At 70.7% G+C, this 16,316-nt stretch carries 11 protein-coding genes; 5 read left to right on the forward strand and 6 right to left on the reverse strand.

All coding sequences use genetic code 11. The annotated features are described in order from the left end of the window. Positions 1-153: 153 nt before the first annotated feature. The gene (locus IEY78_RS23630) at positions 154-1,080 is read right to left on the reverse strand and encodes a tRNA (adenine-N1)-methyltransferase (protein ID WP_189101408.1); all 927 of its coding nucleotides are present in this window, start codon (positions 1,078-1,080) and stop codon (positions 154-156) included. 89 nt (positions 1,081-1,169) lie between these two features. Further along, positions 1,170-2,429: a site-2 protease family protein gene (locus tag IEY78_RS23635; RefSeq protein WP_189101409.1), complete on the reverse strand. Its 1,260-nt coding sequence runs from the start codon at positions 2,427-2,429 to the stop codon at positions 1,170-1,172. Between the two features lie 175 nt (positions 2,430-2,604). On the opposite strand from IEY78_RS23635, the gene IEY78_RS23640 reads away from it, so the two are divergent. Continuing rightward, positions 2,605-3,708, forward strand: a complete 1,104-nt coding sequence (locus IEY78_RS23640; protein ID WP_189101411.1) for a RecB family exonuclease — start codon at positions 2,605-2,607, stop codon at positions 3,706-3,708. Positions 3,709-3,775: 67 nt separating this feature from the next. Continuing rightward, positions 3,776-4,447 (forward strand): response regulator, encoded by a 672-nt coding sequence (locus IEY78_RS23645; RefSeq protein WP_189101412.1) that lies wholly within the window; start codon positions 3,776-3,778, stop codon positions 4,445-4,447. 85 nt (positions 4,448-4,532) lie between these two features. Here the strand turns inward: IEY78_RS23645 and IEY78_RS23650 are convergent, their stop codons facing one another. From IEY78_RS23650 to metH, 4 genes are all read right to left on the reverse strand, one after another. After that, positions 4,533-6,131, reverse strand: a complete 1,599-nt coding sequence (locus tag IEY78_RS23650; RefSeq protein WP_189101413.1) for an ABC transporter substrate-binding protein — start codon at positions 6,129-6,131, stop codon at positions 4,533-4,535. 89 nt (positions 6,132-6,220) lie between these two features. After that, positions 6,221-7,828: an ABC transporter substrate-binding protein gene (locus IEY78_RS23655; protein ID WP_189101414.1), complete on the reverse strand. Its 1,608-nt coding sequence runs from the start codon at positions 7,826-7,828 to the stop codon at positions 6,221-6,223. A 363-nt stretch (positions 7,829-8,191) separates the two neighbouring features. Beyond that, entirely contained in the window at positions 8,192-8,905 is a 714-nt protein-coding gene (locus tag IEY78_RS23660) for an HAD family hydrolase (RefSeq protein WP_189101415.1), read from the reverse strand. A gap of 217 nt (positions 8,906-9,122) precedes the next feature. Continuing rightward, entirely contained in the window at positions 9,123-12,650 is a 3,528-nt protein-coding gene (gene metH, locus IEY78_RS23665) for a methionine synthase (protein ID WP_189101416.1), read from the reverse strand. A 260-nt stretch (positions 12,651-12,910) separates the two neighbouring features. On the opposite strand from metH, the gene IEY78_RS23670 reads away from it, so the two are divergent. The 3 genes from IEY78_RS23670 (at position 12,911) to glpK (ending at position 16,314) form a co-directional block, all read left to right on the forward strand. After that, positions 12,911-13,675 (forward strand): IclR family transcriptional regulator, encoded by a 765-nt coding sequence (locus IEY78_RS23670; protein ID WP_189101417.1) that lies wholly within the window; start codon positions 12,911-12,913, stop codon positions 13,673-13,675. A 229-nt stretch (positions 13,676-13,904) separates the two neighbouring features. Continuing rightward, a complete protein-coding gene (locus tag IEY78_RS23675) occupies positions 13,905-14,693 on the forward strand; it encodes an MIP/aquaporin family protein (RefSeq protein WP_189101419.1) in 789 nt (262 codons plus the stop codon). Positions 14,694-14,742: 49 nt separating this feature from the next. Then, the gene (gene glpK / locus IEY78_RS23680) at positions 14,743-16,314 is read left to right on the forward strand and encodes a glycerol kinase GlpK (protein ID WP_189101421.1); all 1,572 of its coding nucleotides are present in this window, start codon (positions 14,743-14,745) and stop codon (positions 16,312-16,314) included. Positions 16,315-16,316: the final 2 nt, after the last annotated feature.

The following is a 16,316-nucleotide window of genomic DNA, read 5'->3' on the forward strand; positions in this document are numbered from 1 at the left end:
GAGTTTTCCGTGCCGATCCGGCGGAGTTTTCCGGGCGGATCCCGGGGGGAATCGCAACGGCGCCGCCGGCGGGTGCCCGTACGGGAACTCGTCGGCGGCGCCGGAAGATTCGATGGCCGGATCCGCGCGGTCGGCCGGGGTGCGGCGGGTCGGTCAGCCGCGCTCGGCGGTGGTGTCGCCGGAGGCCGCCGCCCGGTCCTTGCCCGGTCCTGCGTAGTCCTCGCCGTAGGCGCCCTTGGCGGGGCGGCGGCGGCGCAGCGGGGGCTCGACGCCGTCGGCGAGGCGGCGGGCGGTGAGCAGGAAGCCGGTGTGGCCGATCATCCGGTGGTCGGGGCGGACCGCGAGGCCCTCGACGTGCCAGGTGCGGACCATGGTCTCCCAGGCCGACGGCTCGTTGAAGGTGCCGTGCTCGCGGATCGCCTCGACGGTGCGGGCCAGCTGCGTGGTCGTGGCGACGTAGGCGCAGAGGATGCCGCCGGGGACCAGGGCCTTGGAGACGGCCTCCAGGCACTCCCAGGGGGCGAGCATGTCGAGGATGACGCGGTCGACGTCGGCGTCGGCGAGGTTGTCCTGGAGGTCACCGACGGTCAGCGTCCACGCGGGGTGCGGGCCGCCGAAGTAGCGCTCGACGTTCTGGGTGGCGATCTCGGCGAAGTCGGCGCGGCGCTCGTAGGAGTGCAGCATGCCGTCGTCGCCGATGGCGCGCAGCAGGAAGCTGCTGAGCGAGCCGGAGCCCACACCCGCCTCGACGACGCGGGCGCCGGGGAAGATGTCGGCCATCGCCAGGATCTGCCCCGCGTCCTTGGGGTAGACCACGGCGGCGCCGCGGGGCATGGACAGGACGTAGTCGGGGAGCAGCGGGCGCAGCGCGAGGTAGGCGACGTTCCCGGTGGTACGGACAACACTGCCCTCGGGAGCACCGATCAGCTCGTCGTGGGGGAAGGCTCCCTTGTGGGTGTGGAAGCTTTTTCCCTCTTCGAGCGTGAAGGTGTAGTGGCGTCCCTTGGGATCGGTGAGCTGGACCTGGTCCCCGACCTTGAAGGGCCCGCGACGGCGGGCGGCACCGGTCGGTTCGGACATGTGACCAGCCTACCGGCCCGTGGGCGCGCCGCGGACCAGTGGTCGGCCGCCGGACGGCCCGGGGGACGGCGGGCGGGGCGCGCGGGAGGTCAGGGGCGGCGGGCCATGGCGGAGACGAAGGCCCGCTCGACGTCGGCGGTGGACAGCACCCCGTAGATCTCGCCGGTCTCCTCGACGACGAGGTACTCCGTGGCGGGGGTGGCGCGCAGGTACTCCAGGAGGTCCTCGCCGGCGAGTTCGGCGGAGACCCGCATCCCCTCCCGGAGGTCCTGGGCGAGGGTGCCCACGGCAACCCAGGGGCGGCGGTGGTCGGGGACGCCGACGATGGCGGCCTCGCGGACGAGGGCGGTGGGCCGGCCCTGCCGGTCGACGACGACCAGGGCGCGGGCGCCGGAGTCGTTGGCCCGGCGGAGTCCTTCGGAGAGCGGGGTATCGGCCTCGACGGGGACGGCACGGCGGGTCAGGGTGCGGGCGGTGAGGTCGGGGAGGCGTTCGCGCAGCCGGGCCATGCGCAGGCTGTTGCCGGCGCCTGTCCAGATGATGGCGGCGAGGATCGCGGCGAGCAGGGCGTCGGTGAGCGAGTCGGCGCCGCCGATCTCGGGGCGGGCGGTGCCCAGGGCGCCGGTGTGGGTGAGCAGCGGCAGGCCGATCAGGACGGTGACGGCGAGCGCGCGGCCGACCCAGGCGGCGGCGACCGTGCCGCTCATGGGGCGGCCGGTGATCTTCCAGACGACGGCGCGCAGCATCCGGCCGCCGTCCAGCGGGAGGCCGGGCAGCAGGTTGAAGATCGCGACGATGAGGTTGGAGAGCATCAGGCCGGCGAGCAGCACGCCGGGGACCGTGTCCGGTTCGACCAGGGCCATCCCGGCGTAGAAGACGCCGGCGAGGACGAGGGAGAGCAGCGGGCCGACGAAGGCCAGGACGAACTCCCGGCCGGGCGTCTCGGTCTCCTTCTCGATCTCCGAGACGCCGCCGAAGAACTGGAGCTGGATGCGGCGTACGGGCAGCTTGAAGCGGAGTGCGGCGACGGTGTGCGCCAGCTCGTGGACCAGCACCGAGGCGTAGAAGGCGACGGCGAAGAAGAGCGAGACGAGGTAGCGCAGGGCGCCGAGCTCGGGCAGCACCCGCTCCAGCTGGCCGCCGAAGACCCAGGTGATCAGGGCGGCGACGAGGAACCAGCTGGGGGCCACGTACACCGGCACGCCGAAGGGACGGCCCATCAGGATGCCGCCTCCGCCGCCCTTCCTGCCCGGCGCGGGTGCCTTGGGCGGGTCAGGCTGCTCGGGCGGTTCGGGCGGCTGAGGCCGCACGGACTCCTGGGGGTCCTGCGACTTCCCGCTCTGGTCCACGGCGTCCCCTCATCGACTACGGCATTCGCCCTGTCCGGCCTGGTGTCTCGATCATGCAGGGCGAAAGGGTCCAGCGTCGATGGTATGCGGAGTGCCCCGGCCCGACCTGCTGCGGGGCCCGTGCGGCTACCGCGGCGTCACGGCCTGTCAGTGGCGGGCCGTAGGGTTTTGCGGCATGGGATGGAGTGCGGAGCAGACCGAGGCGGGCACGCGGGGCGAGCCCGGCGGGCCGGGGACGGACACCGCCGGGGCGGGGACGGGCACCGCCGGGGCGGGGGCCGGGGCTGCCGGGGCGGCGGAGGAGACTGCCGGGCCGGGGGCGCAGGCCGCCGGGGCCGGGAGCGGGGAGGGGCCGCGGGCGCCGGTGGCGCTGTCGCCGTCGCGGGCCGGCGATTTCATGCAGTGCCCGCTGCTGTACCGCTTCCGGGTGATCGACCGGCTGCCGGAGAAGCCGAGCCCGGCGGCGACGCGCGGCACGGTCGTCCACGCGGTGCTGGAGCGGCTCTTCGACGCCCCGGCGGCGGAGCGTACGGCGGCCGGGGCGCGGGCGATGGTGCCCGGCGAGTGGGAGAAGCTGCTCGCCAAGCGGCCGGAGCTGGCCGGACTGTTCGCGGACGCCACCTCGGATGCCGCCTCGGTTGACGCGGGCGGCTCGGTCGCCGCGGACGGCACCGCGCCCGCCGCCCCGGACGGGGCCGCGGCCGAGCGGCTGGCGACCTGGCTGGCCGAGGCCGAGGCGCTGGTGGAGCGGTGGTTCACGCTGGAGGATCCGACGCGTCTGGAGCCGGCCGACCGTGAGCTGTATGTGGAGACGGAGCTGGAGTCGGGGCTGCGGCTGAGGGGGATCATCGACCGGGTGGACGTCGCGCCGACCGGCGAGGTGCGGATCGTCGACTACAAGACCGGCAAGGCGCCGCGGCCGCAGTTCGCCGAGGGCGCGCTGTTCCAGATGAAGTTCTACGCGCTGGTGATGTGGCGGCTGCGCGGGGTGGTGCCGCGCCGGCTCCAGCTGGTCTATCTGGGCAGCGGCGACGTGGTGACCTACGACCCGGGCGAGGCCGACCTGCGGGGCGTGGAGCGGAAGTTGCTGGCGCTGTGGGAGGCGATCCAGCGGGCCACGGCGACGGGCGACTGGCGGCCCCGGCCGACCAAGCTGTGCGGCTGGTGCGACCACCAGGCGCACTGCCCCGAATTCGGCGGCACTCCCCCGGTGTACCCCCTGGAGGTGCGCCCGCCGGACGGCGCGGTGGTGCCGCAGGGCAGAATGGAACAGATCTAGTGAACCGCTCCGGGCGCTCGCGACTCGGCTCGCGAGCGCCCGGAGGGGGCCTGACGAAGGAGAGCTCGTGGCCATCCGCGTCCTGCTGGTCGACGACCAGCCCCTGCTGCGTACGGGATTCCGGATGATTCTGGAGGCGGAGCAGGACCTGGCGGTGGTCGGGGAGGCCGGTGACGGGCTCCAGGCGCTGGAGCAGGTGCGTGCGCTGCAGCCGGACGTGGTCCTGATGGACATCCGGATGCCCCGGATGGACGGGGTCGAGGCGACCCGCCAGATCACCGGCCCGGCGAAGGACGGCCCGGCGAAGGTACTGGTGCTCACGACGTTCGACCTGGACGAGTACGTCGTCGAGGCGCTGCGCGCGGGCGCCAGCGGCTTTCTGCTCAAGGACGCGCCGGCCGATGAGCTGGTCCAGGCGATCCGGGTGGTGGCCGCGGGCGAGGCGATGCTCGCGCCGAGCATCACGCGCCGGCTGCTGGACAAGTACGCGGGCCATCTGCCCTCAGGCGAGGAGTCCGTGCCGGACACCCTGCACACCCTCACCGAGCGTGAGGTGGAGGTGCTGAAGCTGGTGGCGCGCGGGCTGTCGAACGCGGAGATCGCGGCCGATCTGTTCGTGAGCGAGACCACCGTCAAGACGCATGTGGGGCATGTGCTGACGAAGCTGGGGCTGCGCGACCGGGTGCAGGCGGCGGTGTACGCGTACGAGAGCGGGCTGGTGCGGCCCGGCGCGCAGTAGCGGCCGCGCTCCGGCGGAGGTACTACGGCAGCGGGGCCGGCCCGGGAGTTCCCGGACCGGCCCCGCCGTCGTGTGTGCGGAGCGCTCAGGCCCCGGCGGACTTGCTGATCTCCCAGAACCGGAAGACGGTCGAGGAGTCCAGGGTCCATTGCAGGCCTGTGACGCCGTCGCGGGCGACCGCGTACTGCTTGCCCTGCCATATCGGTATGACCGGCACGTCCTGGGCGATGATGTTCTGCAGCTCCCGGAAGGCGGGCTTGGTGGCGCCGCGGTCCGGCTGGTCGGCCGTCTTGGGCAGCAGGCGGCCGGTGATGGTGGGCGAGCTGTAGTGGTTGGACAGGACGTTGTCCTTGCCGAAGAACGGCTGGGTGAAGTTGTCCGGGTCCGGATAGTCGGGGATCCAGCCCTTGACGTAGACGCCGAACCGGCCGGCCTCCACGCCCCGCTCGTACTCCTTGGTGGGCACGCTGCGCACCTTGGCGTCGAACAGGCCGCTGGCGTTGAGCTGTTGGGCGATCTCCTGGAAGGCGGGGACGGTGCCGGGGCCGAACCGGTCGGGGGTCGCCCACAGGGTGAGCGGCACCTTGCCCCGGAAGCCGGCGGCGCGCAGTGCTTCCTTGGCCTTGTCGGGCTTGGGCTGGTCGCCGTAGGTGTCGAAGAAGGCGGTGCTGTGGCCCGTGATGCCGGCCGGGACGACCGAGTACAGCGGCTCGGCGGTGTGCTGGTAGACGTCCCGGACCAGCGAGGAGCGGTCCAGGAGGTAGGCGATGGCCTTGCGGACCCCGAGCTTGCCGGCGACCGGGTCGTGGAGGTTGAAGACCAGGTGCATCACCTCGGCGCTGCCGCCCTCGACGACCTCGGTGCCGTGCTGCTGGTGCAGGGAGGCGCCGTCCAGCGCGGCGATGTCCTTCATGGACAGGCCGCGGTAGGCCAGATCGACGTCGCCCTTCTCCACGGCGGTCTTGAGCTTCTCGGCGCCGTTGAAGAACTTCACGGTCATCCCGGAGTTCTTGGCCTTCGCGGGGCCCTTGTAGGAGCCGTTGACCGCGAAGACGGCCTTGTGGGGGCCGTACTCCTTGAGCGTGTAGACGCCGGACCCGGTGGCCTTGCCGTCGCTGCGCAGCCGGTCGGCCGGGTAGTCGGCGTGGTCGACGATCGAGCCGGCACCCGAGGCGATCTTCATCGGGAAGGTGGCGTCGGGCGACTTCAGCCGGAAGACCACGGTCTTGGCGTCCGGTGTCTCGACCCTGTCGAGCGCGGAGAACATCACGGCGGGGCCGTCCTTGTCCTTGATGCGCCGGGTGCGGTCGAAGGAGAACTTGACGTCCTTGGAGGTCAGCGCGTCACCGTTGCTGAACTTCAGACCGTCCTTGAGGGTGCACCGGTAGGTCGTGCTCCGGCCGTCGGTGAAGGAGCAGTGCTGGGCGGCCTCCGGCTCGGGGGTGGTGCCGCCCTTGGGGAAGCTCAGCAGCGACTGGAAGACGTTGTTGAACAACAGCCAGGAGTCGGGGTCGTAACCGGCTGCCGGGTCGGTGGCCATGGTGGTGTTCGTCATCCCCATGACCACGGGCTCGCCGGTGCCGGCCGCTTCCGGGTCGTCCGTGCCGCACCCGGCGAGCGCGAGCAGAGCTGTCGCCAGCCCCGCTCCGATCGGGGCAGCCAGCCGCGGGTCACGCTTCCTCACTAAGTGTTCCTCACGTTCTGGGTGGTGCCTGTCGGGCCGCGGTGCGGGGACCGCGGCGGATTTCTGCCCGCTCGGCCTGCTGCGCATGGTCAGTCGGCCACGCCGCGGCCGAGCTCCCACATCTGCAGCGACGAGGAGGAGTTGAGGGCCCATTCCACGCCGGTGACGTCGTCGCGGGCGGCGACGTACTGCTTGCCCTGCCACAGCGGGAGGATCGGGACGTCGTCGGCGAACGTGTCCTGCGCCTGCTTGAAGCCGGCCGCGGCGGCGTTGCGGTCGGTCTGCTGGCGGGTCTGGGGGATGACCTGGGACTCGATCGTGGAGCTGCGGTACGGGGAGTTGAGGAAGTTCCCCTTGCCGACGAACGGCGCGATGTAGTTGTCCGCGTCCGGGAAGTCGGGGAACCAGCCCATGCCGTAGGCGGCGTACTTGCCGGCCGTGGAGTCCGTGCGGAACTGCTGCCAGCCGTCGATGCCCTTGATGTCGACGTCGAAGAGCTTGCTCTGGTTGAGCTGGCGCTGGAGCGTACGGAACTCCTTGACGGTGCTGGAGCCGTAGTGGTGGGTGGTGTACGTCAGCGTGAGCTTCACCGGGGTGTCGATGTGCGCCTGCTGGAGGGTCTTGCGGGCGGCGGCGACGCTGGGGTTCCCGTACTTGGTGAAGAAGGAGTTGATGTGGCCGGTGAGGCCGGTGGGGACGATCGAGTAGAGCGGGTCACCGGTGTAGGAGTAGACGTCCCGGACCAGCTCGGAGCGGTTGACCAGCTGCGCCATCGCCTGCCGCACGGCCTTGTTGGACACCGCCGCGGCCTTCGTGTTGAAGGCGAGGTAGCGGATCTCCTGGCCGGGCATCTCCTGCAGCACGATGTGGTTGTCGCGGGAGTTCTCCAGGCCCCTGACCTGGGTGGGCGACAGACCGCGGTTCATCAGGTCGATGCCGCCCGAGCGCAGCGCCTTCTCCATGGCGGCGGAGTCGTCGAAGAAGCGCATCTCGACGGTCTCGCTCTTGGGCTTCTCGCCGCCCTTGTACGAGGGGTTCTTGGTGAAGACCGCCTTGGTGACGCGGCCGTTCTTGCGCTGGGTCTTGAGGGTGTAGGGGCCGGAGCCGACCACGTTGAAGCCGTTGTAGAGGCGGGCCTTGGGGTAGACCTCGCTGTCGACGATGGCGGCGGCCGGCGTCGCGAGCTTCTGCGGGAAGGTGGCGTCCGGCTTCTTGAGGTGGAAGACCACCTCCGAGTCGCTGGGCGCCTCGACCTTGTCGATGCCGCTGAGCAGCGACACCGGGCCGTTGCCGTCGTTGATGGCGCGCATCCGGTCGATGGAGAACTTCACGTCCTGCGCGGTCAGGGCGTGGCCGTTGGAGAACTTCAGGCCGCTGCGCAGGGTGCAGCGGTACTGCTCGTTCTGGGTGTCGCGGAACCCGCAGGACTCGGCCGCCTCGGGCACCGGGGCGGTGCCGGTCCGGGGCAGGCGCATCAGGGTCTGGAGGGTGCTGCGCAGCACGTTCCAGGCGTCGACGTCATAGGCCTGTGCCGGGTCGAGAGGTGCGGGCGCTGCCTTGGTCGCCTCGATCTGGGAGGCGACTCCCACGACGATGGGATTGCCGCCGTCGCCCGCGCCGCCGCTGCCGCCGCAGGCAGCGAGGACGGGGGCCAGGAGTCCGGCCAGCGCCGGCAGCACCAAGGTCTTGCGATTCATCGTCGGCAGGTTCCTTATCAGCGCAGAGGTGTTGCTCGCGTCGAGATTAGTAGGAACGGCCAGCCGCGCTGAGACACAAAGGAGTTGAATCGATATGGCGTATGGATAACGGAGGCGGCAGAACCGATATCCGGATGGGGGAACGATTCGCGCGTTGCTCCACCAATCCGGACACTTACCCCCGTAGAAGCCCCCCGAGAAGCCCCCTGGAGCACCAGATGGCCCCGCTGTCGACGGGCTGGCGCGTGAGAAACGTCACGCATTCATGGTTCCGCGGTGCTGCCGCAATTCGATCAGCGCATTCGTCACGGAAAATGAGCGGGCCGTTCCCCTCGGTTCCCGGGGGCTTTCTCCGGGACACGCTCAGTGCACGGTCCGGCGGCTTTCCGTGATGAGCGTCCGGAGAAATGGGAGATCCACTTCTTCCAGCGACGGCACGATCGTGCGGCCGGCGGCCGGGGGCACCGGCGCCACCGACGGCACCGCGACGACCGGGCAGCCGGCCGCCTCACCTGCGGCCACGCCGGTCATGGTGTCCTCGATGACCGCGCAGCGCGCCGGGTCCACGCCCAGCCGCGCGGCGGCGGTCAGATACGGGTCCGGGTGCGGCTTGGTGCGCGGCAGGTCGTCGCCCGCCAGGGTCAGCCGGAAGTTCTCCGGGCCCAGGGAGCGCAGCATCTGGTCGACGATGGCGCGGTGCGAGGCGGAGACCAGCGCGGTGGGCACGTCGTGGGCGGCGAGTTCGGCCAGCAGCCGGCGGGCACCCGGCATCAGCGGGACGCCGCGGCCGATCCGGGCCAGGAAAGCGGCGTTGAGCAGCACGCTCAGCTCGGTCAGGCTGAGGTCGACGCCGGTGACCTGGAGGAGGTAGCCGGCGCTGCGGGTCATCGGACCGCCGACCACGACCTCGCGGTGGGCGTCGTCGAGGATGTGCCCGAGTTCGGCGAAGACTTCCGCCTCCGCCTCCCACCAGAAACCCTCCGTGTCGACGAGGGTCCCGTCCAGATCGAGGAAGACGGCCTGGAGGGTCGCGGCTTCGGCCGTTCGGGTGCCGACTGCGGGGATGCTGCTGGTCATCCATCCACCTCCGTTGCCACGTCCCCGAAGGGACGAAAGGGCCGGCCGTCCACCCCGGTGAGGGGAACGACCGGCCACTACCGGACCGACAAGTGTACGACGGCCCGCTCCGGAATGCGCGGTGTGCCTGGTCACAGCACTCCGGGGACGGCCGCGGCCCGGGCACGCGGCGCCGGTGCGCCGTACGGCAGCCCGGACCGCCTCCGTGCCCGGCCGGCTACCGCGCGTTGAAGTACTTGGCCTCCGGGTGGTGGATCACGATGGCGTCGGTGGACTGCTCGGGGTGGAGCTGGAACTCCTCGGAGAGCTCGACGCCGATCCGCTCCGGCCGCAGCAGGTCCGCGATCTTCGCGCGGTCCTCCAGGTCGGGGCAGGCGCCGTAGCCCAGCGAGAAGCGGGCGCCGCGGTACTTGAGCGCGAACATGTCCTCGACGTCGGCCGGGTCCTCGCCCGCGAAGCCCAGTTCCGCGCGGACCCGGGCGTGCCAGTACTCGGCGAGCGCCTCGGCCAGCTGGACCGACAGGCCGTGCAGTTCGAGGTAGTCGCGGTAGGAGTTGGCCTCGAAGAGTTCGGCGGTGGCGGCGCCGATCCTCGATCCGACGGTGACGACCTGGAGCCCCACGACGTCCGTCTCGCCGGACTCCTCCGGGCGGAAGTAGTCGGCCAGGCACAGCCGGCGGCCGCGGCGCTGGCGGGGGAAGGTGAAGCGGGTGCGCTCGGTGCCGTCCTCGTTCAGCAGGATCAGGTCGTCGCCCTTGGAGTGGCAGGGGAAGTAGCCGTGGACGACGGCGGCTTCGAGGAGGTTCTCGGTCTGCAGCTTGTCCAGCCAGCCCCGCAGCCGCGGCCGGCCCTCGGTCTCGACCAGCTCCTCGTACGTCGGGCCGTCGCCGGTGCGGGCCTGCTTGAGGCCCCACTGGCCCTTGAACAGCGCGCCCTCGTCCAGCCAGGACGCGTAGTCGGCGAGCTGGATGCCCTTGACCACCCGGGTCCCCCAGAACGGCGGCTCGGGGATCGGGTTGTCGAGGGCGACGTCGGAGCGCACCGCGCCCTCGGGCTCCTCGATCTCCGGCACCGCGGTGTCCCGCTTGGGCACCCGGCGCTGCTTGAGTTCGGGGAGAGTGGCGCCGGGCACTCCGCGCTTGACGGCGATCAGGGCGTCCATCAGGCGCAGGCCCTCGAACGCGTCGCGGGCGTAGCGGACCTCGCCCTCGTAGATCTCGTGGAGGTCCTGCTCGACATAGGCGCGGGTGAGGGCGGCGCCGCCGAGGATGACGGGGAAGTCGGCGGCCATCTTGCGCTGGTTGAGCTCCTCCAGGTTCTCCTTCATGATCACCGTGGACTTCACCAGCAGGCCGGACATCCCGATGACATCGGCGCGGTGCTCCTCGGCGGCCTCCAGGATCGCCGAGACCGGCTGCTTGATGCCGAGGTTGACCACGTTGTAGCCGTTGTTGGAGAGGATGATGTCGACGAGGTTCTTGCCGATGTCGTGCACATCGCCGCGGACGGTGGCCAGCACGATGGTGCCCTTGCCCTCGTCGTCGGACTTCTCCATGTGCGGCTCCAGATGCGCCACCGCGCTCTTCATCACCTCGGCCGACTGGAGCACGAACGGCAGCTGCATCTGGCCGGAGCCGAACAGCTCGCCGACGACCTTCATGCCCTCCAGCAGCGTCTCGTTGACGATGTCCAGCGCGGGGCGCTCCTCCAGGGCGGTGTCGAGGTCGGCCTCCAGGCCGTTCTTCTCGCCGTCGATGATGCGGCGCTGGAGGCGCTCGTCCAGCGGCAGGGCGGCCAGTTCCTCGGCCTTGCCGGCCTTCAGCGACTTGGCCGTCGCGCCCTCGAACAGCTCCATCAGCTTCTGCAGCGGGTCGTAGGCCGGCTCGTCGCCCTGGGCGGGGCGGCGCCGGTCGTAGACGAGGTCGAGGGCGGCCTGGACCTGCTCCTCCTCCAGCCGCGCGATCGGCAGGATCTTCGAGGCGTGCACGATCGCGGAGTCCAGACCGGCCTTGACGCACTCGTCGAGGAAGACGGAGTTCAGCACGATCCGGGCGGCCGGGTTGAGGCCGAAGGAGATGTTGGACAGGCCCAGCGTGGTCTGCACGTCGGGGTGGCGCTTCTTCAGCTCGCGGATCGCCTCGATGGTGGCGATGCCGTCGCCGCGGGACTCCTCCTGGCCGGTACAGATGGTGAACGTCAGGCAGTCGATGAGGATGTCCGACTCGTGGATGCCCCAGTTGCCGGTCAGGTCCTCGATCAGCCGCTCGGCGATGGCGACCTTGTGCTCGACGGTGCGGGCCTGGCCCTCCTCGTCGATGGTCAGCGCGATCAGCGCCGCGCCGTGCTCGGCGGCCAGTGCGGTGACCTTCGCGAAGCGCGACTCAGGTCCGTCGCCGTCCTCGTAGTTGACGGAGTTGAGGACCGCGCGGCCGCCGAGCTTCTCCAACCCGGCCTGGAGGACGTCGAGTTCCGTGGAGTCCAGCACGATCGGGAGGGTGGAGGCGGTGGCGAACCGGCCGGCCAGCTCCTCCATGTCCGCGACGCCGTCCCGGCCCACGTAGTCGACGCACAGGTCGAGCATGTGCGCGCCCTCGCGGATCTGGTCGCGGGCCATCTCGACGCAGTCGTCCCAGCGGGCTTCCAGCATCGCCTCGCGGAACTTCTTCGAGCCGTTGGCGTTGGTCCGCTCGCCGATCGCCAGGTACGAGGTGTCCTGGCGGAAGGGCACCGTCTGGTAGAGGGAGGCGGCGCCCGGCTCGGGGCGCGGCGCACGCGCGGGCGGGGCGATGCCGCGCACCCGCTCGACGACCTGCCGCAGATGCTCCGGCGTCGTCCCGCAGCAGCCGCCGACCAGCGAGAGGCCGTACTCGGCGACGAAGGTCTCCTGGGCGTCGGCCAGCTCACCGGCCGTCAGGGGATAGTGCGCGCCGTTCTTGCCCAGCACGGGCAGGCCCGCGTTCGGCATGCACGCCAGCGGGATGCGCGAGTGGCGGGCGAGGTAGCGCAGGTGCTCGCTCATCTCGGCGGGGCCGGTGGCGCAGTTCAGGCCGATCATGTCGATGCCCAGCGGCTCCAGCGCCGTCAGCGCCGCCCCGATCTCCGAGCCCAGCAGCATGGTGCCGGTGGTCTCGACGGTCACCGAGCAGATCACCGGGAGGTTGCTGCCGGTGGCCTTCAGGGCGCGGCGGGCGCCGAGCACGGCGGCCTTGGTCTGCAGCAGGTCCTGCGTGGTCTCCACCAGCAGCGCGTCAGCGCCGCCGGCGATCATGCCCTCCGCGTTCTGCTGGTAGGCGTCGCGCAGTGTCACGTAGGGGGCGTGGCCCAGGGTCGGCAGCTTGGTGCCCGGGCCCATCGAGCCCAGGACGTAGCGCTGCTGGCCGGTGGAGGCGGTGAACTCGTCCGCCACCTCGCGGGCCAGCCGGGCGCCGGACTCGGACAGCTCGAAGACCCGCTCGGGAATGTCGTACTCGGCCAGCGCGGCGAAGTTCGCGCCGAAGGTGTTGGTCTCGACGCAGTCGACGCCGACCGCGAAGTACTCCTCGTGCACCGACCGCACGATGTCCGGCCGGGTGATGTTGAGGATCTCGTTGCAGCCCTCCAGCTGCTGGAAGTCCTCCATGGTCGGGTCCTGCGCCTGCAGCATGGTGCCCATCGCGCCGTCCGCGACGACCACCCGTGAGGCGAGGGCCTCGCGGAAGGATTCGACGCGGGTGCTGCTGATGGGCGATGGCGTGTTCGAGGCCATGGAGATGCTCCCGTGGTTGCGACGGCTGTCGGCTTTGCACCCTCCTCCAGAGAGCGCACCCGGCCAGCCTAGCTGCCGGTCCGGTACACGTGTTCCCCGTTCCACGCCCTGGACAGCACTGCGCCACCCCACTGCGGGCACCGGGCGTGATCGTTGGCAGACTCCAGCTTCTCCACCGAGTCGCGTCAGTTCGCTGACTCCAGTCGGCATGGACCGATATCGTTCAGCATTGTCGAACCGCTCACTTCGGAGGTTGCCCGATGGCACGCACCATCCAGTCGCTGGAGCGCGCCGCAGCGATGCTGCGGCTGCTCGCAGGAGGGGAACGGCGGCTGGGTCTCTCCGACATCTCCTCCTCGCTGGGACTGGCCAAGGGCACGGCCCACGGCATCCTGCGCACGCTCCAGCAGGAGGGCTTCGTCGAGCAGGACGCCGCCTCCGGCCGCTACCAGCTGGGCGCGGAGCTGCTGCGGCTGGGCAACAGCTACCTGGACGTGCACGAGCTGCGCGCCCGCGCCCTGGTGTGGACCGACGACCTGGCCCGCTCCAGCGGCGAGGCGGTCTACCTGGGCGTGCTGCACCAGCAGGGCGTGCTGGTCGTCCACCACGTCTTCCGGCCGGACGACAGCCGGCAGGTGCTGGAGGTGGGCGCGATGCAGCCGCTGCACAGCACCGCGCTGGGCAAGGTGCTCTCCGCGTACGACCCGGTCGCGCACAGCGAGGTCGTCGAGGCGGAGCGGGCGGCGTTCACCCCGCGCACGGTGACCGGCCTGGGGGACTTCGAGGGGCTGATGGGCCTGACCCGGGCGCGCGGCTGGGCGGCGGACGTGGAGGAGACCTGGGAGGGCGTGGCCTCGGTGGCCGCGCCGATCCACGACCGGCGGCGGATGCCGGTGGGTGCGGTGGGGATCACAGGGGCGGTCGAACGGGTCTGCCAGGACGGCGAACTGCGGCCGGAAATCGTCGCTGCTGTGAGGGATTGCGCACGCGCGGTGTCCCGGGATCTTGGTGCAGGGCGATTCTGACCGGATTCGCCCCATAAGTTCACCTAAGTTTTTGGCCACGGAACCCTTGACGGGGTTCTGACGGTGAACAAAACTGCCGTTCGTCGGTCGGCATTGTCGAACACCTAACGGCAATATTCGCTATGGTGGGGCATTGCCGCGGGCCGACCACCGCCCTCTAGGAGGGCGCGGACCACCGGACGGGACCCGGGGTCCGCCTTCCCCTGGACGAAGGACAAAGGAGTCGCGGGTGTCCAGCTCCGACATCTTCATCAGCGAGACCATCGGTACCGCTGTTCTGATCTTGCTCGGCGGTGGCGTCTGCGCCGCCGTCACATTCAAGCGCTCCAAGGCGTTCAACGCCGGATGGGTCGCCATCGCCTTCGGGTGGGGCTTCGCCGTCCTCACTGGTGCCTACATCGCCGCGAAGTCCGGCGCCCACCTCAACCCCGCGGTCACCATCGGACTCGCCATCAAGGGCGCGATCCAGTGGAGCCAGGTGCCGGTGTACTTCGGCGGCGAGATGCTCGGCGCCATGATCGGCGCCGTGCTGGTGTGGATCGTGTACTACGGGCAGTTCCGTGCACATCTGACCGACCCCGAGGTGCTGGCCGATCACACCGGCCACGAAGGCCTGGTCGACCAGGCCACCGCGCCGCAGGCCGGCCCGGTGCTGGGCATCTTCTCCACCGGCCCGGAGATCCGCAACGCCGTGCAGAACCTGGCCACCGAGATCATCGCCACCGTCGTGCTGGTGCTCTCGATCCTGACGCTCGGTCTGAGCGACAACGGCAAGGGCGTCGGCGTCATCGGCACGCTGCTGGTCGCGCTGGTCGTCACCGGCATCGGTCTGTCGCTGGGCGGCCCGACCGGGTACGCCATCAACCCGGTCCGCGACCTCGGTCCGCGCATCGTGCACGCGTTGCTGCCGCTGCCGAACAAGGGCGGTTCAGACTGGGGCTACGCCTGGATCCCGGTCGTCGGCCCGCTGATCGGCGGCGCCATCGCCGGAGGCATCTACCAGGTGGCGTTCGCCTGAGCCGCCTGACCGCCCCGACCGCCCGCACAGACTTCTTGGAGCACACACCATGAGCGAGAACCCCAGCACCGCCTCCCACGGGCACGGCGCTTCCTCCCACGGGCACGGCCCGTTCATCGCGGCCATCGACCAGGGCACCACGTCCAGCCGCTGCATCGTCTTCGACAAGGACGGCCGGATCGTCTCGGTCGACCAGAAGGAGCACGAGCAGATCTTCCCGAAGCCGGGCTGGGTCGAGCACGACGCCACCGAGATCTGGACCAACGTCCAGCAGGTCGTCGACAGCGCGGTCCACAAGGCCGGGCTGAGCGCCGCCGACGTCAAGGCCATCGGCATCACCAACCAGCGCGAGACCACCGTAATGTGGGACCGCACCACCGGTGAGCCGGTCCACAACGCCATCGTCTGGCAGGACACCCGCACCGACGCGCTCTGCAAGGAGCTGGGCCGCAACGTCGGCCAGGACCGCTTCCGCCGCGAGACCGGCCTGCCGCTGGCCTCGTACTTCGCCGGCCCGAAGATCCGCTGGCTGCTCGACAACGTCGAGGGCCTGCGCGAGCGCGCCGAGCGCGGCGACATCCTCTTCGGCACGATGGACTCCTGGGTCATCTGGAACCTCACCGGCGGCGTCGACGGCGGTGTGCACGTCACCGACGTCACCAACGCCTCGCGCACCCTGCTGATGAACCTGCACGGCCTGCGCTGGGACGAGAAGATCCTCGCCTCGATGGACATCCCGGCCGCCGTGCTGCCGGAGATCAAGTCCTCCGCCGAGGTCTACGGCCACACCGTCGGCGGCGTGCTGGCCGGCGTCCCGGTCGCCTCGGCGCTCGGCGACCAGCAGGCCGCGCTGTTCGGCCAGACCTGCTTCGAGCAGGGCGAGGCCAAGTCCACGTACGGCACCGGCACCTTCATGCTGATGAACACCGGCCACGAGCCGGTCAACTCCTACAACGGGCTGCTGACCACCGTCGGCTACCGCATCGGCGACCAGCAGCCGGTCTACGCCCTGGAAGGCTCCATCGCCGTCACCGGCTCGCTCGTCCAGTGGATGCGCGACCAGATGGGCCTGATCAACAGCGCGGCCGAGATCGAGACCCTGGCCAGCACGGTCGAGGACAACGGCGGCGCGTACTTCGTGCCGGCCTTCTCCGGCCTGTTCGCCCCCTACTGGCGCTCGGACGCGCGCGGCGTCATCGCGGGCCTGACCCGCTACGTCACCAAGGCGCACATCGCGCGCGCCGTGCTCGAGGCCACCGCCTGGCAGACCCGCGAGATCACCGATGCCATGACCAAGGACTCCGGCGTCGAGCTGACCGCGCTCAAGGTCGACGGCGGCATGACCTCCAACAACCTGCTGATGCAGACCATCTCGGACTTCCTGGACGCGCCCGTGGTGCGCCCGATGGTCGCCGAGACGACCTGCCTCGGCGCCGCCTACGCGGCCGGACTGGCCGTCGGCTTCTGGTCCAGCACCGACGAACTGCGCGCCAACTGGCGCCGGGCCGCCGAGTGGACCCCCCGCATGGATGCGGCCACCCGTGACCGCGAGTACAAGAGCTGGCTCAAGGCTGTGGAACGGTCCATGGGCTGGCTCGATGACAGCACTGTCGAGGAGTAAAA

The organism is Streptomyces kronopolitis (assembly GCF_014646275.1).
Classification (GTDB): Bacteria; Actinomycetota; Actinomycetes; order Streptomycetales; family Streptomycetaceae; genus Streptomyces; species Streptomyces kronopolitis.